This is a genomic window from Pseudomonas sp. HK3, assembly GCF_052920985.1.
The window spans coordinates 846,355-869,414 of record NZ_JBREXD010000003.1 but is presented as its reverse complement, the minus strand read 5'-3'; the positions used below and the strand labels follow the sequence as shown (position 1 = coordinate 869,414).

Sequence of the window (23,060 nt, the reverse complement as noted above, 5' to 3'; positions counted from 1 at the left end):
GTGAACATGAGTATTGAAGTTAAAGCCCCCGTTTTTCCAGAATCAGTTGCTGACGGCACCATTGCAACTTGGCACAAGCAAGTTGGTGAGCCTGTAAAGCGTGATGAATTGTTGGTGGATATTGAAACCGATAAAGTAGTCTTGGAAGTGGTTGCGCAATCGGATGGCGTCATTAAAGAAATAATGAAGCCAGAAGGTGAAACCATATTAAGCGCCGAAGTAATTGCTATCTTCGAAGCAGGCGACATCAGCAGTAGCGATGCACCAGCTGAAGCGGCGCCAGCGGTTAAGCCTGCATCAGATGACTCATCTGATAGTGAAGATTTAAAAGTAAACCCTGCCGCACGTAAGCTTGCCGAAGAAAAAGGTGTGTCATTAGCTGACGTTAAAGCGACAGGTAAAGATGGGCGTATTACCAAAGAAGACGTACTCAGTCATCTTAAAACACCAGAAGCCGTGCCTGCTCAGGCCGCAGCACCAAGTGCGAGTGCACCAGCTTCTGCAGCACCGGCGAAATCCGCACCAGCGCCAATACCAAGTTTTAATCCTGGTGAGCGAGCTGAAAAACGTGTGCCAATGACACGGTTACGTGCAACCATTGCTAAGCGTTTAGTCGCTGCACAGCAAAATGCAGCCATGCTAACTACGTACAACGAAGTTGACATGAAAGCCGTAATGGAATTGCGCAAGCAATATAAAGACATGTTTGAGAAAAAACATGACGGTGCACGTTTAGGTTTTATGTCATTTTTTGTGAAAGCAGCAACAGAAGCGCTAAAACGTTTCCCATCTGTAAACGCATCCATTGATGGTACCGATATTGTTTATCATGGCTACCAAGATATTGGTGTTGCTGTCTCTACGGAAAAAGGTTTAGTCGTACCGGTTTTACGTGATGTCGACGCAATGGGTCTTGCTGATATTGAGCGTGGTATTGTTGAGTACGCAGGTAAAGCGCGTGATGGCAAATTAGGCATAGAAGAAATGCAAGGCGGTACGTTCACCATTACTAATGGTGGAACTTTTGGGTCACTTATGTCGACACCTATATTAAACCCACCACAAACTGCTATCTTGGGTATGCATAAGATTCAAGATCGTCCGATGGCGATTAATGGCCAAGTTGAAATTCGTCCCATGATGTACCTAGCTCTATCTTATGACCACAGAATGATTGACGGCAAAGAAGCGGTTCAATTTTTAGTAACGGTTAAAGAATTACTAGAAGATCCAGCGCGTATTTTGTTGGATATCTGATTTAAAAATAAGATGGCCCAGTTCAGCTGGGCTTGAATAAAATTTATGTTATGCCCCTAAGCGCGCATAAAAGGAAAAGTCATGGATAAGTTTGATGTTATCGTAATTGGTGGTGGCCCAGGTGGCTATGTTGCTGCAATTCGCGCGGCTCAACTAGGATTGAAAACAGCGTGTATTGATAAGTGGCTAAATGCAGATGGCAAAGGTGTATTTGGTGGTACATGTCTTAATGTTGGTTGTATTCCGTCAAAAGCATTATTAGACAGCTCTTACAAATACGAAGAAGCAAAGGATAATTACGGTATCCACGGTATTAGTATTAAAGATATCAAAATGGATATTCCTGCCATGCTTTCTCGTAAAGAAAACATCGTTAAGAATTTAACCCAAGGTGTGGCCGGCTTGTTTAAAGCAAATGGCGTAACACCACTTGAAGGTTTTGGTAAATTGTTGGCAGGTAAAAAAGTCGAATTTACTAATCATGCTGGTAAAACAGAAATACTTGAAACGGATAATATTATTCTGGCAACCGGTTCTGTGCCTGTTGAGATTCCGCCAGCGCCTCTAACGGAAGGGGCTATTGTTGATTCATCAGGCGCGCTAGAGTTTACTGAAGTCCCTAAGCGTTTGGGTGTAATTGGCGCAGGTGTAATTGGCTTAGAGCTTGGTAGTGTTTGGAATCGTTTAGGTTCAGAGGTAACTGTTTTAGAAGCTCAAGATAAATTTTTACACTTGGTTGATTCGCAAGTGGGTAAAGAAGCCGCGAAACAGTTCAAGAAGCAGGGTATGAACATTATGCTGGGTGCACGCTTGACGGGTACGGAAGTGAAAGGCAAAGGTAAGAAGCAAGAAGTAATTGTTTCTTATACCGATAGCGAAGGCGACAAAACAATTACGTTTGATAAGTTAATTGTGGCGGTTGGTCGACGTCCGTATACCGAAAATTTATTGTCAGGTGATAGTGGTGTTAATCTTGATGAGCGTGGTTTCATTTTTGTAAACAGCCGTTGCGTCACGGATGCACCGGGTGTTTATGCAATTGGCGACGTGGTTCGTGGTCCAATGCTTGCGCATAAGTCTTCTGAAGAAGGTGTAATGGTTGCTGAGCGTATTGCGGGACATAAGGCGCAAGTTAACTACGATTGTATTCCTTCAGTAATATATACTCATCCTGAAATCGCTTGGGTTGGTAAGAGCGAAGATGAATTAAAAACAGCGGGCGATAAATATAATGTTGGTATGTTCCCATTTGCGGCGGTTGGCCGTGCAATGGCAGCCAACGATACGGCTGGGTTTGTAAAAATTATTGCAGATGCTGAAACAGATACGATTCTTGGTGCCAGTGTGATTGGTCCTAGTGCTGGTGATTTGGTACAGCAAGTGGTGATTGCCATGGAGTTTGGCTCGAGTGCAGAAGATTTAGGTATGATGGTATTCTCACATCCAACCTTATCTGAAGCCGTTCACGAAGCAGCCTTAAGCGTTAATAATCATGCTATTCACAAGCAGAACCGTAAGTCTAAATAGCCTGAAAAATAAACTGGTTAGTGTGAAAGCTAGCCAGTTTTACGTTTAAATACCTTGGTTTTCACCTCCTAAGTGTCTTTTGTTCTGAGTTTTTGTTATAACAAAAATCTATAAGGCGTACTAAGTTGTTTTAGTGCGTGATTTTTTTATCAAAGAAAGCACGACGAGGTCATCATGAATTTACATGAATATCAGGCTAAGCAGCTTTTTGCCGCTTATGGTTTACCTGTCTCACAAGGGGTTGTAGCCACTTCGCCTGAGGAAGCTGTGAAAGCAGCGGATAGTGTTCCCGGCAATGCGTGGGTAGTTAAAGCGCAGGTTCATGCAGGGGGTCGTGGTAAAGCAGGTGGAGTCAAAGTAGTCACAACCAAAGATGAGATTAAAGCCTTTGCCGAAAATTGGTTAGGCAAAAATCTTGTCTCATATCAAACCGATGCAGGTGGTCAGCCTGTTCATCAAATCCTTATCGAAGAATGCACGGATATTGACCAAGAGTTGTACCTTGGTGCCGTTGTTGATCGTGCATCTCAACGAGTGGTTTTCATGGCATCCACCGAAGGTGGTGTTGAAATTGAAAAAGTCGCCCATGAAACCCCTGAAAAAATTCTTAAAGCTGAAATTGACCCATTAACGGGTGCTCAGCCTTATCAGGCTCGCGAATTGGCTTTTAAACTGGGTTTAAAAGATCATCAAATCAAACAGTTCACCCAAATCTTTTTAGGTTTATCAAAGTTGTTTTTTGAAAAAGATTTAGCGCTGTTAGAAATCAACCCATTGGTAGTTACCAAAGCGGGTGATCTTCATTGCCTTGATGCCAAAATCAATATCGATGGCAATGCGTTATACGCACACAAAGATTTACAAGCCATGCATGACCCATCACAAGATGACGCGCGTGAATCAGAAGCGGCAAAGTGGGAACTTAACTATGTTGCGTTAGATGGCAACATTGGCTGCATGGTTAATGGCGCAGGCTTAGCCATGGGCACCATGGATATTATTAAATTAAATGGCGGCGACCCAGCTAACTTTTTGGACGTTGGCGGCGGTGCAACCAAAGAGCGTGTAGCTGAGGCGTTTAAGATTATTCTTTCAGACGACAAAGTGCAGGCTGTATTAGTGAATATCTTTGGCGGCATTGTGCGTTGTGACATGATTGCTGAAGGTATTATAGGGGCAGTAAAAGAAGTCGGTGTTAAAGTGCCTGTCGTCGTTCGTTTAGAAGGCAATAATGCAGAGCTTGGTTCTCAAAAATTGGTTGAAAGTGGTTTAGATATCATTGCAGCGACCAGTTTAACGGATGCCGCTCAGCAAGTAGTTAAAGCAGCAGGAGGCAAATAATATGAGCATTTTAATCGATAAAAATACCAAAGTTATTTGCCAAGGTTTTACGGGCTCACAGGGCTCGTTCCATTCTGAGCAAGCCATTGAGTACGGTACAAAAATGGTTGGCGGCGTCACACCGGGCAAAGGTGGTACCACACACTTAGGGTTACCTGTTTTTAATACGGTAAAAGAAGCGGTAGAAGTAACAGGCGCTGAAGCATCTGTTATTTATGTACCTGCGCCGTTTTGTAAAGACTCCATTTTAGAAGCGGCCAATGGCGGCATTAAGCTAATTGTTTGCATCACAGAAGGCATCCCAACGCTTGATATGATGGTGTGCAAGATGCGTTGTGACGAACTGGGTGTAACGCTGGTTGGGCCAAATTGCCCAGGTATTATTACACCAGGTGAATGTAAAATCGGCATCATGCCTGGTCACATTCATAAACCAGGTAAAGTAGGCATCGTATCGCGCTCAGGTACATTAACCTATGAAGCGGTCAAACAAACCACCGATTACGGTTTTGGCCAGTCTACTTGCGTAGGTATCGGCGGCGACCCAATTCCGGGTTCAAGTTTTGTCGATATATTGCAACGTTTTCAAGATGACCCAAAAACCGAAGCCATCGTCATGATTGGTGAAATTGGTGGTACCGCTGAAGAAGAAGCGGCCGAGTTCATCAAAGCCAACGTTACTAAACCAGTGGTTTCTTACATTGCTGGTGTGACGGCACCTGCGGGCAAACGTATGGGTCATGCCGGCGCGATTATCGCGGGCGGCAAAGGCACAGCCGCCGAGAAGTTCGAAGCTCTAGAAGCGGCCGGTGTTAAAACCGTGCGCAGTCTCGCCGACATTGGCGAAGCACTAAAAGAAAAAGCAGGTTGGTAAACAAACTGTGATTAATAAGCCCTCGTAAGAGGGCTTATTTTTTGTGTCATCAAAAATCCTCACTACCCAGTTACACTTTTTAATGGCCTATTAAGGAGAGTAATTATGTCATTCGAAAACCATGGTTTAACCGCTTGAGTTAAACGCATCAATTTTGACGTCTTTCTGACATTAAAAGCACACGGCAAACTCACCCACGAAGACTACCTTATTATTAACCTAATGATAGAAGGGGCCTTAGAACAACTTAAACCCCACACATAAGTGCATTCATAGACGCCAGCGAACTTGAAGGCAGGGAGCTAAGAGCCGCATGGATGATTTAAAGCTTGGCAATAAAAAATGGGTGGATTGTGCAGTCAAAAAAGCCAGCACGTTGTTTGCGAGGGAGCATAGAACCCGAACGAAGTGACCCCGTAACGCCATTCATCCTGAGCTTGTCAAAAGGTGCGCTTAACTATCTAGAGTAGGCATTTTATATATTCAAATAGATTTTGGTGGTTGCCGTGTATCAATGGCGCATTATGCTATCGGTTCGTGTTTTTTTCGGTAAAATATGCCGCACTAAAACTCGTGTATACACCCGGCTCTTCCCCTGATTTAGTGGAATGCCATATCTAGCCCGCCAAAACGAAAAATGATAGAAGACTTATATCGCTCAATATTTCTATAGCCCCTCGATTGTCTGCCTAGTGCCTTAATGTTGTTGTTTAGTGCTTCAGCTCGACCATTTGAAACACCGTAATGCATTGCATTGATAATACCCTCCAGATAATTTTCTATCGTTCCTACAACAGATGTTAAAGCTTTAATCCCTGCTTCTTTCGCTAGCTTAATCCATGTTTTCCACGCTGATTTAGCTTGGATGTAGCTCACCGTTTCCCAGATGATTCTAAATTGCTCTTTGAAGTACCAGGCTACGGCTGTTTTTATTAAATATTGTTTTTGTCCGTCAAGGATATCTTCAATTTCTTCGGTTCTATTTTTTTCGTTTTTAAACCATAAAAACCGTGACTTATGGTGCTTAAGTTTATTTAGATTAGGCATAGATCTTACTTCTGATCTTTGCACATGAAGTAATGCCTCATTCAGCATTTTGGCAATATGAAAGTGATCATAAGCAATTAGTTTTTTAGCTCTGCGTCCAAAGCGAGTAAAAACAGCTTTTTTATAGGCCGCACTTAAATCCATTGATATGGATTTCATTTTATTAATGTCGTGCACCGGTATGCTGGCAAAGCACTGCAATAGGCTCTCGCTAGATCGGCCGTCCTTGATGGTAAGTACCTGGCCTAGCTGGTTTGAAAGTACTGTAATGAAAACTCTAGGCTTTCCTACACATGTCTCATCTACAAATAGATGTTTACATGAGAACTTCCTTCGCCTTTTCAGGCCTCGATTAACACCTCGCTTAATAATCCCGTCAATTGCATTCCAACTGAGTTTAAGTTGGCGTGTTAGCGCAAGAATAGACGTTTCGGCTGCCCACTTCAGAACTTGATTTTCGAACATCAGTGTATAGCGGGCGCTATCTTCTGCCCATGGTACAGAAATCGTCAAGCAGCCATTGTAGTGGTACAGTGATTTTGGCCACCTAAATAGAGGTGATATCATCACCTCATAAGTATCTTAGGTGACATATGAGTAAGCAAGGTAGAAAGCATTTTACACCCGAATTTCGTTTAGAAGTTGCACAACTAATCGTTGATAAAAATTATTCTGTACGCGAAGCTGCTGAGTTAATGAATGTCGGTAAATCCACCGTCGATAAGTGGGCAAGACAGCTCAAACTTGAACGTGATGGTGGAATACCAGCAGCATCCCCAATGACCCCTGATCAAATCAAAATTCGTGAGCTGGAAAAGAGAATTAAAGACATTGAAGAAGAGAAAGAAATCCTAAAAAAGGCTACCGCTCTCTTGATGTCGGACTCGATGAGAGGTTCTCGTTAGTCCAGAAGCTGAAAGAGAGCTACGCCGTTACGAAGCTATGCAATGTATTTGAAGTGTATCGCAGTAGTTTTAAATATTGGTTAAGTCACCCAGAAAAACTTACCTCTAAAACGATTGAGTTGCATAGTAGAATTCGGGAAATGTTCAGGCTAAGTAACGGCTCTGCGGGCGCTAGAACAATCAGTACGATGGTGACTCAATCAGGTATTAAATTAAGCCGCTACAGGGCAAGAAAAGCCATGCAGTACTTGGATTTAATTAGCAAACAACCTTTTGCGCCGAAGTACAAGAAAGCAAATAACGAGCACCTTGCAGTGCCCAATTTACTTAATCGCCAGTTTAATGTGGCCGCACCTAATCAAGTTTGGTGTGGTGATGTCACTTATGTTTGGATCGGGAAAAGATGGGCTTATTTAGCTGTGGTAATGGATTTATACGCCCGCAAGCTAATTGGCTGGGCGCTCTCATTATCGCCAGATAGTCAGTTAACCAGTAAAGCTTTACAACATGCCTATGAAAGCCGAGGGCAACCTAAAGGAGTGATGTTCCATTCCGATCAAGGTATGCATTACACCAGTAGAAAGTTTAGGCAAACACTATGGCGCTGCCAGATAAAACAAAGCATGAGTCGTCGAGGTAATTGCTGGGATAATGCACCAATGGAGCGATTTTTTAGAAGCTTAAAAACAGAATGGATGCCGAAATATGGGTATAGCAATTTTGCTGAGGCTGAATATTCGATAACAAATTATATCGCAGGTTATTATTCTCAGTTGAGACCACACCAGCATAATAATGGGAAGACTCCAAATGAGGCAGAAGGATTATTCTTTCAAGCCTCTTAAACTGTGGCCAGATTTACTTGACCACTACACATGTTCTTTACAGTTTACCCTAGGGACATCAGCCTCAATTATTGTTTGAAACTGACAGGTATCAAGGTGACGCCATTACCTTATTTTAGAGTCGTATCGCTTTGAATCAATATCGCATTAGGGCATGACATTGAAGACGCATTACAACTCACCACAACCGTTATTTGACCTGAGCTTTCCTCAAGACGAACACCGGATACTTCCCATGGTGCCTTAAGCTGCAGAATTTTATTCTATAAGGTGCGCTGATCCATGCTGACCTCCAAAATCTAGAGGCCTGATTTATCAGATTCAAATGGTATTTTGCTAAATTTCCACCAGATCAGGGGAAGAGCCATACACCCGCAGTTGATGTTAAGTTTTACGGTAAATTTAAGTACAGTGGCTCGAAAAATAGAAAAAGTTCTCGTTTTTGTCTATTCAATAATCCCAAAATGCTTTAGATTCAATAGCTTATCAAATTCGAATCCTAAATCATGAGACCCTATGATTTAGGATAAAAACGGCGTGCTCATTTTTATTGGATAAAATCAGCCTTTATTTAATATAAGTATTTATTAATCAATCATTTATAGCGCTTTTGATAGGGTGGTTAAAAATGCAAAAATGAGCATGCGCACTATTAAAATGTTAGCCAACAGGAGGCATCTTGAAGTTTCAAGTTAAATATAACCCTCATTCAGATTTGGCTAGCTTAGCTCAGTATCAGCTTGACGGTATTGAAAAAAAACAGCTCTCAGCTGATACCACTGGTCTTACGTTAGACATAAAGGCATGTTTGATCTCACATGCTTTTTTAGCAGAAGCTTTGATAAATATGGCTGGATTTGGATTGTTTCGAGAAAAGTTTAAAGAAAAAGATTCATATCACTCGAAACGCAAGAAGGTACTTTCGAAGTTAGATGTCGATCATATTGAGGGGTTAGATAGTGTATTTGACTCACTACAAAGTGCAAGAAACACTCTGGCGCACGCAAAGCCTGAAAGATATGAATACGAGTTGCAAGACACTGAAGACGAGTTTGCTATGTTTAATCGACCATATGAAAAACTTTTAAACCTCGATTTCTTAAAGGGTGCAAATAGAGTGTTGGATGGAACTTTGGTATGTTATCGGTGATAACGAAGTTATAGAAGAATATGGTTTACTAACTTCTGCAATAGAAATCGGCTAACAAGTGCATCAAAGATCGCCCGCAAAAAAGACTGCGGACTTGGACGTGCTAAAGCACGCCCTTTATGCAAATCGTTGAGGCTGTAGAAAAACCTCAAAGAGAAAAGTAGAGCGCGCTCTACGTTAAATTTCAAGGAAGTTTAATGGTAAAACCTATATGGATTTTAAACTGAGGCGTATTTATAGAGTGATTTTTACTCTATTTTCATAATGAAATTTAGGCTGTGTGTTTTTCTACAGCCTCGTTAGCTATTCAATAAACTAAAGGAGTAATTTATGGGTGCATGGGGAATGAATCATTCAGACACTCATAGTTAAAATTTGGCAGGGGCTGCCTTAGCTAGGCACTCAGGGGGGTTAATTAACGCCATTAAAGCCGCTTACCCAGAGTGCAAGAAGATGATGACTTAGCTATTGGCGCAAACGCAGCCACGGGCGAAATGAAGTGGTAATCACATACATGACGTTTGCTGACATTGCTCAGTATTGAAATACTAAATTGGCAATTGAGCCAATGGATGCAAAGCCCTCGCAAGAGGGCTTTTTTGTGTCTATTGAATGAACCCTGATGTACATCATGAACAATAACCATGTAACGGGTATGGTTGCCAAAAATTAGTGATTTTTTGGAGTAACTTATGGTGCTTAAACGTCATGGCTTGACCATTGGAATCGAGCGCGTCGATCACGAGGTTTATATCTCTATTAAGGCGGTTGGCACTCTGACCCATGAAGATTATAAAACCATAACCCCTATGGTTGATGGGGCGCTGGCAAAAGTTGAGCATCCAAAAGCGAATATTTTATTTGATGCCACCGAATTAGAAGGCTGGGAATTAAGAGCGGCGTGGGATGACCTTAAACTAGGCCTAAAGCATGGTAGCGAATTTGAAAAAATTGCCATATGCGGCAATAAACGCTGGTTGCAAGTGGCTGCAAAAATAGGTGAGTGGTTTGTGTCCGGTGATGTGAAATATTTTGATGATGTGGTGGATGCTTTAGAGTGGCTGGCGAATACTCACTCTAGTGACATTACCAGCTAATTGCTTTGCCTTGCCAGTCAAGAAAACTGAGCTTACCGTCTGTTTCAAGGTTGCTCAGAATGCCCTCAAGTTGTTGGGCAACAAATTCAGGTGTGAATAATTGTTTTTTTGCTACGTTTTTTTGAAACGGTTTACTGAGTTGTGTGTCGGTTGTGCCGGGATGAAAGGCGAGTATTTTTATGCCTTTTGCTCTTTTTGCGTATTCGATACTGGCACTTTTTAATAACATGTTAAGCGCAGCCTTACTTGCTCGATAGCTGTACCACCCTCCTAGATTATTGTCTGATATGCTGCCAACGCGTGCACTAAATACTGTTACTTTGCATTGTTGATGTTTAATTAGCGGCAGCAGAGCCTGTAACCAAAGAATAGGAATGAGTGCATTGCTATGCATGAGGGCCATAAAAGAATCACTCTCTATACTCTCTAAACGCTTTTCGACTTCAATCGTGTCATTGTGCAGCACGCCGTTACAAATATAAATTCGATCAATGGACGACAAGTCCAACTGCTTAATATGGTTTATGGTATTAGAAATGCTATCCGTAGAATAGTCGCATAACAGGTTTATAACTGAATTGTCTGGTGTTTCATTAGGGCGACTCGAAATCGCAATGACGGATTCATTTTGTATGTTAATTTTCTTGATAATTGCTTGGGCAATCGAGCTGCTGGCACCAATGACAATACTATTCATGATGTGTCTCTTGCTTTGTTTTATTGACAAGGTGTGCGGCTCTTTTGGGAAACAGTACAGAGGTGATGTTGTGGCGATATTTAGCAAATACTAAATAACAGGGTTTTAGTATTGGCCTTAACCAGCGCCATTTTAATGGTGAGAACCACTTGCCTGCGCCCACTGTATTCCAAAGTAAGTAGGTAGCATCTAATCCTGTTTGCCACTGACCGTCTGATTGCTGTACATGCAACAATGCATCGAGTTGCTGTTTGTTGAGGTTTGGGTACTTCGTTGAAAACGACTCACTCTTAATGTCTTCAAATTCAATATTATTTTCACTGTCTTTTTTCTTTAAATGGTTAATATCCCAATCACACAATGGGCAGTGGCCGTCATAAAATACGGTTATTTTTTCGTCATTGTTAGGCATATTAAAGTCTCGCCTCAATGTCTTGTATAAACTGTTTTGAGTTTGGTTTTATCCAGCTATCGTAACGCTTTAAAACATGGCCGTTAGCATCAATTAAATATTTATTGAAATTCCATTTGGCTTCACCCTGTTGTGCGTTTAGGTGTTTGAAAATAGGGTGTGTGGTATCGCCTTTGATTATGACGGGTTTGCTCATAATAAAGCTGACACCAAAGTTTTGGTAACAAACATCTGCGGTATCAGCTTCGTTACTTGCTTCTTGATTAAAGCTGTTGGATGGAAACCCTAAAATCACTAAGCCTTGGTCTTTATATTTTTGGTGTAATGATTCTAAGCCTCCAAATTGCTTGGTGTAACCACAATGGCTGGCGGTATTAACGATGAGTAATGGCTTGTTTTCAATGACTTTACACAGTTGAATGACATCACGGCTGTGCAGTTTGTCGATAGAAATATCCAGCCAGTCAGGGCATTGGGCCAATGCAAGCTGTGGGAGGCTGATTAGTAATAAAAGTGCATATAGTTTCATGGTATACCCAGATCAAGACCTACATACTATACGCACCAGAGACATTAATGGATTTAAACCAGCCTGGGTTAAAGGGTTGTGCCTTATTCTTCAAGGTCTCGCATCAGTAACGCATGTTGATTGTCTACGTATCCATTAGGTTTTGGGATTAACACTTTTATGCCGGAGCCTTGCGCAACTGTCCTCGGTTGCTGCTTGGTGTCGAGCATGCCCGTTAGTGTAAACCGTATATTGCCAGCAGGTGTCATGAGCTCTAATTGGTCGTTTTCTTCAAAGTGATTTTTAACATCAATGGTTAAAAAATTAGGGTGTATTTCTTGGATAACCTCACCGACAAACTGTTGCTTGGTGCTATTTGATGTCCCTCTTTCGTAATTCTGATATTCATCATGCACATGGCGTCTGTAAAAGCCTTCGGTGTAACCTCGGTTTGAAAGTGCTTCTAGTGTATCCATTAAGGATTTATCAAAGGGTTGACCGCCAAGCGCGTCATCAATGGCTTGACGATAAGTTTGAGCGGTTCTGGCAGCATAATAATGACTTTTAGTTCGGCCTTCGATTTTCAGTGAGTGAACACCCATATCAACTAAACGCTGTATGTGCTGAATGGCGCGCAAATCTTTTGAATTCATAATGTAAGTGCCATGCTCGTCTTCGAACGCTGGCATTAATTCACCCGCTCGCCCGGGCTCCTCCAGTAAGTACAGTTCATCGCTTGGCTTGCCAATTCCCAGAGTGGTTTCTGGCTGCCATATCTTCGCGGTGTCTTTGAGAATGATGTCCCCTTGTTCATTTTGTTTGGCATCATGGGTGTCGTATTTCCAGCGACAGGCATTGGTGCAGGTGCCTTGATTAGGGTCTCGCTTGTTAATGTATCCGCTTAATAAACAACGACCGGAATAGGCGATGCACAATGCCCCATGGACAAAAACCTCTAGCTCCATTTCGGGGACAAGCATGCGTATCTCTTCAATTTCATCCAGTGAGAGTTCTCTTGATAAAATGACTCGCTCAATGCCTTGGCTGTGCCAAAACTTGACGGCGGCAAAGTTGACTGTGTTTGCTTGTACGCTGAGGTGGATAGGGGTGTCTGGCCATTTTTCTTTGACCAACATAATTAGGCCTGGGTCCGACATAATAAGCGCGTCTGGCTTCATATCAATCACAGGCTCAATGTCTTTTAAGTAGCTGTGCACTTTTTTGTTGTGTGGGGCAATGTTGCTGGCCACATAAAATTTCTTGCCTTGCAGGTGTGCTTCTTGAATGCCGATGTTTAGGTTGGCTAAATCAAAGTCGTTATTGCGGACTCTTAAGCTATAACGAGGCTGGCCGGCATAAACTGCGTCAGCGCCATAAGCGAAGGCGTAACGCATATTCTTGAGGGTGCCTGCGGGACTTAGTAACTCGGTTTTCATGATGTGCGCCCATTTATGATAAAGCGGCGCATTATGCCTGCCTTTGTTGTTTGGGCTTTGATTGAGGTCAAGCAAGCAGCTGCTTACTTATCCTAGTAATGGACTAGGTTATTGTTTAAAATGGCGCAAATTTAGCACACCAGATGAGAGCCTATTTATGTCTGAGATTATTGAGCAACTTAAAGAGCAAATTGAATCGAACGATGTCCTGATTTATATGAAGGGCAATCCAAACCAGCCACAGTGCGGCTTTTCGGCCCGTACTGTGTCAGCGTTGATGGAATGCGGTAAGCGTTTTGCGTATGTTGATGTTCTATCTAACCCAGATGTACGTGCGAACTTGCCTGCATATGCTAACTGGCCAACGTTCCCGCAGTTGTGGGTGAAAGGTGAGTTGGTAGGCGGCTGCGATATCGTTACTGAGATGGCGGAAAGCGGTGAATTGAAAAAATTGATTGATGCCGCAGTGCCTGACGAAGCTTAAAATAAGCCGAGTTCGAATAACCGCCTTCGGGCGGTTTTTTTATGTCAAAAATAGGGTTAATAAGCTTAAAAGCCTAGTAACCATAAGCTTAAGATGGCTGTAACATTACTGTAACAATTAAAAGTTAGCCTGCATCCAATTAAAAATATTCAGGTTTTAGAATGACACAAAAATCACGCTTATTGGCCTTTTTAGCTGGCTTTTTGATTATTGGTCTAGCACATGGCTCTATTTCGGCTGAACAACAATTACGCTGGTCTCAGGCAAAGATGGCCATTAAAGGAACGCCAAAGCCACTAGATACACTACCACGCGGCTCTGCTGTGCACACGCTCTTCACGATTCATGGCTCTAATACAGTGGGTGAAAGCTTAGGCCCCAATATGGTGATGGCTTACCTAGAAGCAAAAGGAGCTAAAAATGTGCGTGTGTCGTCGTTAGCTGAAGCAAACGAGAAAGTGATTAAAGGTGATTTTCCAGATCTAGGAAAAACGGTTCAAGTAGCCATTGCTGCGCATGGTTCTAGCACAGGTTATAAAAGTTTAATCCAGGGTGATGCTGACATTTGGGCGTCTTCGCGTCCGGTTAAAGAGAAAGAGGTGCTGGCAGCGCAGGATTTTTCAAATCTGTTGAACCCAGAATCAGAACACATTCTTGGCATTGATGGCTTGGCCATTGTTGTAAATCCAAAAAATAGCATTAATCAGCTCAATAAAGAGCAACTAGGTTTAATTTATTCAGGCGAGGTTACTAACTGGTCTGAATTAGGCGGCCCGAATGTAAAAATCGCTTTGTTTGCACGGGATGAAAACTCAGGCACGTGGGATAGCTTTAAAAATATGGTGCTTGGCAAGCGTTTTAAGCTGAGTGCTGATGCTCGCCGTTTCGAATCCAGTGAAAACCTAGTGAGAAACGTTCTGCAAAACGAAGGCGGTATTGGTTTTATCGGTATGGCTTTTGTCGGTGAAAGTAAGCTTTTGGCTATTAGTGATGGTCCAACGCAAGCGTTTAAACCGTCGCAGTTAACGGTTGCCACAGAAGATTACGCATTGTCTCGCCGTCTTTTCTTTTATACGCATCGCCAGCCAGCGAATGCCTATGTGCAAGAGTTTATGCGCTTTGCTCAGGGCATCAAGGGGCAATCCATTGTTCGAAGTGAGGGTTTTATTTCACAAAATGTTGAATCAATGGCGGCGGCACAAGCGGAGAACATGCCGGATGATTATGTCGAAATGGTGCGTGGCGCCAAGCGCTTAAGCGTTAACTTTCGTTTTCAAGAAGGCAGCGCCCAGCTAGACAACAAAGCATTAAAGGACATACAGCGATTAGTGTATTTTATGCGCGAACAGTCGCCTGGTTCTAAATTATTGCTAATTGGCTTTGGTGATAAACGTAAAAACGAGCACCGCTCTAAATTATTGTCTAAGTTGCGTGCAATGGCGGTGAAGCGCGAGTTATCAAAGCTCGGCATATACTCAGACAAAACCACAGGATATGGTGATTTTAATCCAGTGGCCTCATTTGAAGGGGCGTCTAAGGTTAAGAATCGTCGCGTTGAAGTTTGGTTGCGCTAGCACTCGCGGCATCTGTCGTGGGTAAGCGCCAAATATAAATGCTGACACACCCGCCAATTAATACTAAAAGTAACTTCCCCCAAATAATGGGCACCACAAGCCAGGCAGAAATGCTCATTGTGAGCCAAATAGTGGCGATGGTATAAACCTTCGCCTTTTTTGGTAAACCCTCTCCATTTAAGTAGTGCAGCACATATTTCCCCAGCTTTGGGTGCCCAACTAACCATTGATAAAAGCGTGGGCTTGAGTGTACAAAGCACGCGGCCGCTAACAGCAAGAACGGAGTTGTGGGCAGCAGGGGTAAAAATATGCCTAGTACCCCCAAGCAAACACTTACCCAGCCGATAGTGAGTAATCCCCATATTATGATGTTATGACGGCTTTTAGTTGGACTGGGCATTAAATACGGGTTTCTTTTGATAATTAAGTGACGGTAACGCAAAAATTTATCACTTGTTTGAGCAAAACACCATTGCAGCATCTATTCTTTATCTTACAAAGGCTTAATAGAGGAAACATGATGAGCATTGTTAGCGTTGATAATAGTGGTGGTGTTTTACAGATTGCCATAAAAGGGCGATTTGACTTCAATATCCTGGAAGAGTTTCGGGATGCTTATTCGGAAAAACAGGGGGCTGGCGACAAGTTTGTGGTTGATTTAGCTCAGACAGAATATATTGATAGCTCGGCATTAGGGATGCTATTGAATATGAAAAACCACCTTGGTGCGGAAGATAGACAGATAGAAATCAAAAACTGCCAGCCAAATTTAATGAAAATCTTCTCAATTGCACACTTTGACAAAAAATTTAAGTTTATATAACTATGCGCATCTTAGTTGTTGACGATCAAGCCACCAATAGAGCGATTTTGGTATGGCTACTTGAAGATGAAGGTCATGAAATTATTGAAGCAAAAGACGGTTTAGAAGCTGTTAATCTGTTTCAAGAATCCTCTATTGATATTGTATTAATGGATGTAATGATGCCGGTTATGGACGGGCTCGAAGCCGCTAAGAAAATTAAAGACCTTTGTAATGATGGGGGTTTACATGTCCCCATTATATTTCTAACGGCCTTAGAAGATGATAAAGCACTCAGCGAATGCCTAGACTCAGGTGGCGATGACTTCTTATCTAAGCCTTACAATGAAGCGGTACTAAAAGCCAAAATTTCAGCTCACCTGCGAATTCGTGAATTAACCCAACAAATTAAAGAAAAAAACACAGAACTGACATTACACAATAGCCGTTGGGAGCGTGAAAAAAGGTATTGTCTCCCATATATTTAACCGTGCGTTAGAACATAACTTAAGCGACTGCCGTAATTTACGCAGTCACATCGCACCTGCCTCCACGTTTAATGGCGACATTTTATTATCGGCCCCAAGCCCTAGTGGTGGTTTGTATGTCTTTTTGGGGGATTTTACCGGCCATGGTCTTGGTGCATCGATTGGTACATTACCAATAGCCAATAGTTTTGATCAATTGGTGAATCGTCATTTAAGTGTGGGTGAGATTGCGAGTGAATTTAATCGAATGTTGTTATCGATGCTGCCCGATTATATGTTTTGTTGTGCAACGTTACTTGAATTGAATTCACATGGTAACAGTGTACAACTTTGGTCGGGAGGTTTACCTGACGGCTATATTATTGCTGCCGACGGCGTTATCAAAGAAGCCATTGTATCTAGAAATATCCCACTAGGAATTGAGTCAAACGAAAACTTTAGCCAAGGGTTTGAAGTTAAAAAGCTAGAAGAAGGGGAGAAAATTATACTGTTTACCGATGGCATTGTTGAAGCCGAAAATCCTCAAGGTGAGTTTTTCACTGAAGAAGGTTTAAAAAATGTTTTTGTCAGCGGTGTTAGTGACCCACTTGGCTCCGTATTAAACAAACTGGATGCATTCACTCAGGGTGCGGAACAACACGATGATATTACCTTGGTGGAAGTCAGTGGAGGAAAAGTGTCTATTCGAGGAGACGTCATTGAGGAAAGTATTCAATACGAAGGCGTTCGTTGGAATATTCGCTTTAATTTAGATGTTAAGGACTTACAGCGAGCTAATCCTGTTGAAGAAATCATGTCTGTACTGGGTGCACAAACATTGCTGCGCCCTAATAGAGACGTAATTGGATTACTGCTATCTGAATTGTATAGTAATGCTCTTGAGCATGGGATTTTACAGTTGTCATCTGATATGAAACGCACAGAAGAAGGGTTCATAGAATATTACAATCAACGAAGGACGCGTCTTAGTCTGTTAAAAGATGCCTACATTAAAATTAGTTGTAAATTGATTTATGACGAAGAAAAAGAGTTAGTGCTGAGAATAAAAATGGAAGATTCCGGCAGTGGCTTTGATGTAAGTGCCATCATGGAAGGAGCCGGTGAAGACTCCTTTGGCCGAGGTGTGTCGCTTATACACCGAGTGTGTAAGCGCACTGAATACATGAAAAATGGGTGTGCAGTTGAAGCCGACTTTCCTGTCAATCAAAAATTAAACTTAGACGATTAACTTTCATCGCCGTTGTAAAGCAAAAACAAATCGATCAGATTGTCAGGAATACTGGCGCATACTTGTAGGCTTAATTGTTCATCGTCATCAATATCAGCGAAAGCATCATCTTCTGCATTCAGGCCTGAAGCGTAGACAATAGGGAAAAGTAATTCCGCTGCATTTTCTTCGTGTTTGCCATACCAGTCTTTGTGTTGTTCGATGCTTAATAGAATAAAGCCAATCGCCCAATTCTCTAGTGGTGCAGCCTCGCCGTCTTCATCTCCCTCAACATTCAGGTCACACGGAACCGGAAAGCTTTGGCCTGACTCAACTAATTCAATCACTTCTTTTTGCAAAAGGCTAATTAGGCTGATGATCTCAGCTTTTACGCTGTCTTTTGGCCACTGTGGCACGCCATTGAAAATCATGGGTATGAGCGCATCAATTGACAGTGTCTTAGGGCTGACCGCATTCGCTGTCAGTAAACCGTGTAATGCAAAGAAATCGAGCCCTTCAGCGTCTTCAGCTTGGTCTTCTAAAAATAATGCTAGGGTTTCTAATTGATCTTCATTCAAGGCGGCGGTCGTCGTCATGTGGCTTGTTCGCTTGTAATTAACAGATAGACTGATTTATGCTGCAGTATACCAGACTTTAGCAGATTGATAGCCCATGCGTGGACCCAGAGTAACTTTAGAGCAATGGCGGACATTACAGGCCGTAGTGGATCATGGCGGATATGCGCAAGCAGCAGAAGCGCTTCATAAAAGTCAGTCGTCGATCAGCTACACCGTTGCCAAACTGCAAGAACAAATAGGCATGGAGCTGTTACACATCGAAGGCCGCAAGGCCGTACTCACAAGCGCAGGGGAAGCTTTGCTCCAGCGCTCTCGCCATTTAATTGATCATGCCATTGAAATAGAACAAGTCGCGGCCAGTTTAGAGCAAGGCTGGGAGGCGCAAGTGGCTTTAGCCGCAGATGCTATTTTTCCAAAAGCCATTTTAATTCGTGCATTTAAACAGTTCTTCCCTGAAAGCCGTGGCTGTAAAATGTTATTGCGTGAAGAAGTGCTATCAGGTGCGGCAGAGGTATTGCTTGAGAAAAAAGTTGACCTGTCAATTACACCTTGGGTGCCGCCTGGCTTCATGGGTGAAAAACTCATGAGTATCGATTTTATAGCAGTGGCTCACCCTGATCATGCTTTGCATCAATTGGGGCGCAAGGTTGCTAGTAGCGATTTAAGCCAGCACCTGCATGTAGTGATAAAGGACTCGGCTGTTAAACAAAACCGCGATTCGGGCTGGTTAGGGTCGGACTTACGCTGGACGGTGACAAACCTAGAAAGTGCAAGGCAGTTGGTTGTTGAAGGCCTTGGCTTTTCTTGGATTCCGTTACATGAAGCGTGCGAGTACATTCAAAAAGGTCAGCTTTTGCCGTTAGATTTAGAAGAAGATTATCAAAAAACGGGCAATCTATATTTAGTTTTTGCGAATAAATCCATTGCCGGTCCTGCCACTGAGTTGCTAGCTAAATACATTAAATTGTGCACCGAGCAATATGTCAAAAAACAACTTAGTTTAGATGAGTTAAAGCATTCATCTTCAAGCGACGCTGAATAATAGTTTAATTTTCGGGCTTGTTTATACTAATAAATGGCATTGAAAACCAGTAGTAATCATTTGATGCTTTTGACGGTGCAGTGCAATTATAACGGCTGCGGCCCAGCGGTAAGGGCCCTTGAAATTGGGCCTCAATGGTTAGCTCATTGTTTGTAATCGTTGCGCTGGTGGATACAGGTTCACCAGCAAAATAACATTGAGCTTGTTTGTGCCGAATGTCATCGGCGTTTGTAACGAGCGTTAGCTGTGGTGTCGTTTCATTTGCGTGACGCAGTTGTTGCTCTGGGCTGTATTTGATGATCGGAAACGCCAAACTGTTTAATTTAGTCGTCAGCGTTTTGATATTGGTATAAACCCCAGAGGCTGGGAATCGTGGCAGTGCTTGAAAATCGCTAAATCGGTTGATCGCACCAGACTGCTGAGCAAACCCAATATACCCTTCACGCTTTAATAACTGTTTTAATGACTCATCAAACTCCCCATAAGGGTATGCAAAATAGTTGAGTCTTGGTCCTAGTTTTGTTTCTAAGTGCTGCTGGGTCATTGTTATATCTTGCTTTATGCGTTGTTGCCATTGCTCGTGTGTTTCGTTTTCTAGGCGCGCTAATAGGTGCAAGTGTTCCCAGCTGTGGTTAGTGATGTTTGCGCCGTTTTCATCCATTTCTTTAAGTTGTTGCCATGTCATTGTGCTGCCGTGGCTTTTATTGATCGCTTTGGGGCTTATAAAAACGGTGAATGGCCAATTTCTTGATTTTAATTGAGGGTATGCCGCAAGATAAATTGAGTCGTAACCATCATCAAATGTAATCACGACGGTTTTTTTCTTAAAGGGAATATTATTTTGAATACTCTCTATTACATGTTGCAGGGACTTAACTTGAAATCCGAGGGTTTCAATAAGGTCTAAGTGTTCCGCGAATTTTTCAGGTGAAATACTGGTACTTGCAGGTGTAGCAGAACTTACATGGTGATACTGCAAAATAACAGCTTGATGTTGACGTAGTAAGTCACTTTGAGCAGGGTTGATGTTGCTGTAAACGTGGGCACAAAAGAAGAATAAACTGAAGATAATACTCAGTGATAACAGTGTTGAAGACATTGCATAGCCTGATGAATTTCAATTAGAGTGTCAGCATTACCGCCTCTATCAGGGTGATGCTGCATCGCTAGGCGCCGATATTGCTGTTTTATGGTTTTAAAGTCAACGGGCTCTGTTAGGCCTAATTTATCGAGCGCACTTTGTTTTTGGTTATCGTTAAAATATGAGGTCCAAAAATCATTAAGTAGGTTTTCAATATCGGTTTCGCTTGTATTGGATAAATTGGATGTATCTAAATAAAACAAGCAAAGTGGGTCGTGCTCTGCCATCTCATTACGCCCTAATATAAAATGTGGCGTATTTTTTAGCGTGGCAGAAATTTCTAAACTGGATATGGAAAGTTGATAGCGCCCATGGCACATAGCCAAAATCTGCAATCGATAAAGTGCATTAAAAATCAAATAATGACAGCGGAACAATGAAAGTGTATCGGCCATGCAATCTTTTTTTAAACGCCCCTTTTTTTGCAAATACTGAATGATTTCATATTCTTTACATGGCGAATTTGAAAGAATAAATTGTTCAATATCTTGGCTTAGATCAAAATTAAACATGGCGTTTTTGTCATCATGGTGTGTATTTAGTTTAGTCGATAATAGCGATTTATTAAGGAATATAATGGACAATATACGCATACCTGTAAATTCAGGGATACTAAAAAATGCTCTGAATACTGGCTGCCTTGATGGGGTTGATGGTTGGGTTGCTCAAAAAAAAGAAGAAAATGACGTTATATTTCAACATGTGCAGGATGTTAAACCCAGTGTATTTTACCGTTTATTTAAGGCCACGCGGGCCATTAGCTTAACCGCAACGTTATTACCCTCTATTGCAGCGGTCTTACTTTGCTACAGCATGGGACTATCTATTGATGCATTCACATTGGTAACAGCTGTTATTGGCGTGTTGTTATTGCAAGTTTCGGTGAATGCTTTTAATGATGTAGAGGATTACTTGAAATTAATCGATTTGCCTGGGTCTTTAGGTGGCAGCGGCGTGATTCAATCCGGTTGGTTTAGCGCAAAACAAATGAACATGGTGGCTTGGTGCGCTTTGTTTTTAGCATTCATATTTGCTTTGCCTGCTGTTTTTCAATATCCCTTGTATATTTTAGTCATCGGTATGTTTGCCGGTGTTGGTGTGGTCGGGTATTCGGGTAAACCGTTTCGCTTCAAATATCGGGCATTAGGTGATGTGTTTGTATTTTTATTGTGTGGCCCAATTTTAACCTTAGGAGTAGGCTTGTCAGCCAGTGGCACCATGGCACCGTTACTGTTATTACTAGGCGCGTATTTTGGTTTTATTGCATGTGGTATTTTGAACGCCAATAATTTAAACGATATTAAAGTAGATGCCGCCAGTGGCGCAAAAACATTGGCCAGTGTTTTAGGGTTTGCTAACGCGAGGTGGCTACAGGTTTTATATTATGTTGCGGCGTTTGTTTGTTTAAGTATTTTGGCGGTAAGTTTGGGTGTTTGGTTATTACTGCCTATTGTTACTTTGCCTGTGCTTGTTAGGCATATTGTATTGTTGTTTAAAGCGGATTCATGTGATCAGGTATCGTTGAACGGTATTCGATTTGATGCGGCAAAATTACATTTATTATTAAGTGTCAGTGCGTGTATTGGGTTATTTTTGTCACTGTAAATTAGGTTAAGTATTAATGGTGCTTTTTGAAAACTAAGTTAGTAACCGAACAAGGCTTTGCGGCACTTAAACAAGAGCTTGACCACTTGTGGCGAGTGTATCGCCCAGAAATTACACAGAAAGTGACTTGGGCTGCAAGCCTTGGGGACCGCTCCGAAAATGCCGATTACAAAGAAAATAAGCGTATTTTGCGTCAAATTGATAGCCGCGTTCGTTATCTAAGTAAATGCATTGAGACACTAAAAATCGTGCCTTACTCGCCTCAGCAAGAGGGTAAAGTATTTTTTGGTGCGTATGTCAGTGTTGAAAACCAACAAGGTGATGAGAAGCATTTTCGTATTGTTGGGCCAGAAGAGATTTTTGCTGGTAGTGCTAATATTTCAATTGATTGCCCCATGGCTCGGGCATTACTTGGGAAAGAAGAGGGCGATGATGTGCGGGTGAATACTCCCAGTGGCATTCAAGAGTGGGAGATCGCTGAGATCCGCTATCAACCTGATAATTAAGGGTTATTGGGTGAATTAGCGCCTTTTCTAGTTTGATCTAGACTTAAAGTAGTCTTCTCGGAGAAGCCCTATGCGCCTTGTTATAATCAGTTTGCTGTTATGGTCACTTAATGCGGTATCGGCTGAAAAAAGCGCCGGTACAATTGATGAAGTTTATAAACTTAGCCCCGTTATTTATGATGTTAAAGGAATGGGCAATTGGCAAAAAGGCAGCCGAAGCGGCCAAATCCGTTTGATTCTTACACGCCTAGCAAAGCAAGATGAAGTGTTTTTGCAATGGGTACAGTGGAATGACAAAGGGCCAGAAATCGTAAGAAGCACAGTAGAGGTCAAAGAGATTCAGGCGCAAGGACGTTTCAAAGTTGATTTTATTCGCAGAGAAACGGTGGGTCACTCTCGCCACATCATTTTAGGGTTAGAAAACCTGCATGATAAATCATCGACGCGAGTGATTATTCAAGTGCAAGACTTGGGGGTATATACCTTCAAATTCGAATAACCCCATCTATGAAGCCTATCCAATCATGGTGAGCAATG

At 42.2% G+C, this 23,060-nt stretch carries 25 protein-coding genes and 1 pseudogene; 16 read left to right on the top strand and 10 right to left on the bottom strand.

Features of this window, described 5'->3' with window-relative positions; translation table 11 throughout:
- Positions 1–6: 6 nt before the first annotated feature.
- From odhB to sucD, 4 genes are all read left to right on the top strand, one after another.
- Positions 7–1,257 carry a 2-oxoglutarate dehydrogenase complex dihydrolipoyllysine-residue succinyltransferase gene (odhB, locus tag ACU6U9_RS19555; protein ID WP_446736656.1) on the top strand — a complete coding sequence of 417 codons (1,251 nt, stop codon included), beginning with the start codon at positions 7–9 and terminating at the stop codon, positions 1,255–1,257.
- Between the two features lie 81 nt (positions 1,258–1,338).
- A complete protein-coding gene (gene lpdA, locus ACU6U9_RS19550; protein ID WP_446736655.1) occupies positions 1,339–2,784 on the top strand; it encodes a dihydrolipoyl dehydrogenase in 1,446 nt (481 codons plus the stop codon).
- Between the two features lie 174 nt (positions 2,785–2,958).
- Complete coding sequence (gene sucC, locus ACU6U9_RS19545) at positions 2,959–4,125, top strand: ADP-forming succinate--CoA ligase subunit beta (RefSeq protein WP_446736654.1); 1,167 nt, start codon at positions 2,959–2,961, stop codon at positions 4,123–4,125.
- Between the two features lies 1 nt (position 4,126).
- Complete coding sequence (sucD, locus tag ACU6U9_RS19540; RefSeq protein ID WP_446736653.1) at positions 4,127–4,999, top strand: succinate--CoA ligase subunit alpha; 873 nt, start codon at positions 4,127–4,129, stop codon at positions 4,997–4,999.
- A gap of 600 nt (positions 5,000–5,599) precedes the next feature.
- On the opposite strand, the gene ACU6U9_RS19535 is transcribed toward sucD, so the two are convergent.
- A complete protein-coding gene (locus ACU6U9_RS19535) occupies positions 5,600–6,559 on the bottom strand; it encodes an ISL3 family transposase (protein ID WP_446736652.1) in 960 nt (319 codons plus the stop codon).
- A gap of 80 nt (positions 6,560–6,639) precedes the next feature.
- On the opposite strand from ACU6U9_RS19535, the gene ACU6U9_RS19530 reads away from it, so the two are divergent.
- Positions 6,640–7,796, top strand: a protein-coding gene (locus tag ACU6U9_RS19530) for an IS3 family transposase (protein WP_446736237.1) whose coding sequence is annotated in 2 segments (ribosomal slippage) — positions 6,640–6,898 and positions 6,898–7,796 — 1,158 coding nt in all. Because the reading frame shifts where the segments join, the coding sequence is not laid out codon by codon here.
- A 30-nt stretch (positions 7,797–7,826) separates the two neighbouring features.
- Here ACU6U9_RS19530 and ACU6U9_RS19525 read toward each other — a convergent pair.
- Positions 7,827–7,910, bottom strand: a pseudogene (locus ACU6U9_RS19525) (transposase family protein); the annotation flags it as partial.
- A 565-nt stretch (positions 7,911–8,475) separates the two neighbouring features.
- Between ACU6U9_RS19525 and ACU6U9_RS19520 the strand changes: the two are divergent.
- Positions 8,476–8,946 carry a hypothetical protein gene (locus ACU6U9_RS19520; RefSeq protein WP_446736651.1) on the top strand — a complete coding sequence of 157 codons (471 nt, stop codon included), beginning with the start codon at positions 8,476–8,478 and terminating at the stop codon, positions 8,944–8,946.
- Between the two features lie 692 nt (positions 8,947–9,638).
- Positions 9,639–10,043 (top strand): STAS/SEC14 domain-containing protein, encoded by a 405-nt coding sequence (locus ACU6U9_RS19515; RefSeq protein ID WP_446736650.1) that lies wholly within the window; start codon positions 9,639–9,641, stop codon positions 10,041–10,043.
- On the opposite strand, the gene ACU6U9_RS19510 is transcribed toward ACU6U9_RS19515, so the two are convergent.
- The 4 genes from ACU6U9_RS19510 to trhP form a co-directional block, all read right to left on the bottom strand.
- On the bottom strand, positions 10,033–10,740 hold the full coding sequence (locus ACU6U9_RS19510; protein ID WP_446736649.1) for an SDR family NAD(P)-dependent oxidoreductase: 708 nt from the start codon (positions 10,738–10,740) through the stop codon (positions 10,033–10,035). The two genes, ACU6U9_RS19515 and ACU6U9_RS19510, sit on opposite strands and share 11 nt — an antisense overlap.
- Positions 10,733–11,152: a thiol-disulfide oxidoreductase DCC family protein gene (locus ACU6U9_RS19505; protein ID WP_446736648.1), complete on the bottom strand. Its 420-nt coding sequence runs from the start codon at positions 11,150–11,152 to the stop codon at positions 10,733–10,735. The genes ACU6U9_RS19510 and ACU6U9_RS19505 overlap by 8 nt, the downstream gene beginning before the upstream one ends.
- Position 11,153: 1 nt before the next feature.
- Positions 11,154–11,681: a glutathione peroxidase gene (locus ACU6U9_RS19500; protein ID WP_446736647.1), complete on the bottom strand. Its 528-nt coding sequence runs from the start codon at positions 11,679–11,681 to the stop codon at positions 11,154–11,156.
- An 83-nt stretch (positions 11,682–11,764) separates the two neighbouring features.
- Entirely contained in the window at positions 11,765–13,096 is a 1,332-nt protein-coding gene (trhP, locus tag ACU6U9_RS19495) for a prephenate-dependent tRNA uridine(34) hydroxylase TrhP (RefSeq protein WP_446736646.1), read from the bottom strand.
- 157 nt (positions 13,097–13,253) lie between these two features.
- Here trhP and grxD point away from each other — a divergent pair, with 157 nt between their 5' ends.
- Both grxD and ACU6U9_RS19485 read left to right on the top strand, forming a co-directional pair.
- Positions 13,254–13,580 carry a Grx4 family monothiol glutaredoxin gene (grxD, locus tag ACU6U9_RS19490; protein WP_446736645.1) on the top strand — a complete coding sequence of 109 codons (327 nt, stop codon included), beginning with the start codon at positions 13,254–13,256 and terminating at the stop codon, positions 13,578–13,580.
- Between the two features lie 161 nt (positions 13,581–13,741).
- The gene (locus tag ACU6U9_RS19485; RefSeq protein WP_446736644.1) at positions 13,742–15,154 is read left to right on the top strand and encodes a substrate-binding domain-containing protein; all 1,413 of its coding nucleotides are present in this window, start codon (positions 13,742–13,744) and stop codon (positions 15,152–15,154) included.
- Here ACU6U9_RS19485 and ACU6U9_RS19480 read toward each other — a convergent pair.
- The gene (locus ACU6U9_RS19480; RefSeq protein WP_446737203.1) at positions 15,120–15,554 is read right to left on the bottom strand and encodes a YbaN family protein; all 435 of its coding nucleotides are present in this window, start codon (positions 15,552–15,554) and stop codon (positions 15,120–15,122) included. The genes ACU6U9_RS19485 and ACU6U9_RS19480 overlap by 35 nt on opposite strands.
- 117 nt (positions 15,555–15,671) lie before the next feature.
- Between ACU6U9_RS19480 and ACU6U9_RS19475 the strand changes: the two genes are divergently transcribed.
- Genes ACU6U9_RS19475 through ACU6U9_RS19465 form a run of 3 tightly spaced genes read left to right on the top strand, consistent with a single transcriptional unit; the run spans position 15,672 to position 17,672 of the window.
- Positions 15,672–15,977, top strand: a complete 306-nt coding sequence (locus ACU6U9_RS19475) for an STAS domain-containing protein (RefSeq protein WP_446736643.1) — start codon at positions 15,672–15,674, stop codon at positions 15,975–15,977.
- Between the two features lie 2 nt (positions 15,978–15,979).
- Complete coding sequence (locus ACU6U9_RS19470) at positions 15,980–16,444, top strand: response regulator (protein ID WP_446736642.1); 465 nt, start codon at positions 15,980–15,982, stop codon at positions 16,442–16,444.
- Complete coding sequence (locus ACU6U9_RS19465; protein WP_446736641.1) at positions 16,413–17,672, top strand: PP2C family protein-serine/threonine phosphatase; 1,260 nt, start codon at positions 16,413–16,415, stop codon at positions 17,670–17,672. The genes ACU6U9_RS19470 and ACU6U9_RS19465 overlap by 32 nt, the downstream gene beginning before the upstream one ends.
- Here the strand turns inward: ACU6U9_RS19465 and ACU6U9_RS19460 are convergent.
- On the bottom strand, positions 17,669–18,247 hold the full coding sequence (locus ACU6U9_RS19460) for a YecA/YgfB family protein (RefSeq protein ID WP_446736640.1): 579 nt from the start codon (positions 18,245–18,247) through the stop codon (positions 17,669–17,671). The genes ACU6U9_RS19465 and ACU6U9_RS19460 overlap by 4 nt on opposite strands.
- Positions 18,248–18,323: 76 nt before the next feature.
- Here ACU6U9_RS19460 and ACU6U9_RS19455 point away from each other — a divergent pair, with 76 nt between their 5' ends.
- Positions 18,324–19,271: a LysR family transcriptional regulator gene (locus ACU6U9_RS19455; RefSeq protein WP_446736639.1), complete on the top strand. Its 948-nt coding sequence runs from the start codon at positions 18,324–18,326 to the stop codon at positions 19,269–19,271.
- 4 nt (positions 19,272–19,275) lie between these two features.
- Here ACU6U9_RS19455 and ACU6U9_RS19450 read toward each other — a convergent pair whose 3' ends face one another.
- A complete protein-coding gene (locus ACU6U9_RS19450) occupies positions 19,276–20,370 on the bottom strand; it encodes a polysaccharide deacetylase family protein (protein WP_446736638.1) in 1,095 nt (364 codons plus the stop codon).
- The gene (locus ACU6U9_RS19445; protein ID WP_446736637.1) at positions 20,346–20,996 is read right to left on the bottom strand and encodes a DNA-J related domain-containing protein; all 651 of its coding nucleotides are present in this window, start codon (positions 20,994–20,996) and stop codon (positions 20,346–20,348) included. The genes ACU6U9_RS19450 and ACU6U9_RS19445 overlap by 25 nt, the downstream gene beginning before the upstream one ends.
- Here ACU6U9_RS19445 and ACU6U9_RS19440 point away from each other — a divergent pair.
- From ACU6U9_RS19440 to ACU6U9_RS19430, 3 genes are all read left to right on the top strand, one after another.
- Positions 20,989–22,017, top strand: a complete 1,029-nt coding sequence (locus ACU6U9_RS19440; RefSeq protein WP_446736636.1) for a prenyltransferase — start codon at positions 20,989–20,991, stop codon at positions 22,015–22,017. The genes ACU6U9_RS19445 and ACU6U9_RS19440 overlap by 8 nt on opposite strands.
- 26 nt (positions 22,018–22,043) lie before the next feature.
- Positions 22,044–22,523 carry a transcription elongation factor GreB gene (gene greB / locus ACU6U9_RS19435; RefSeq protein ID WP_446736635.1) on the top strand — a complete coding sequence of 160 codons (480 nt, stop codon included), beginning with the start codon at positions 22,044–22,046 and terminating at the stop codon, positions 22,521–22,523.
- 70 nt (positions 22,524–22,593) lie between these two features.
- Positions 22,594–23,022 (top strand): hypothetical protein, encoded by a 429-nt coding sequence (locus ACU6U9_RS19430; protein ID WP_446736634.1) that lies wholly within the window; start codon positions 22,594–22,596, stop codon positions 23,020–23,022.
- Positions 23,023–23,060 lie beyond the last annotated feature (38 nt).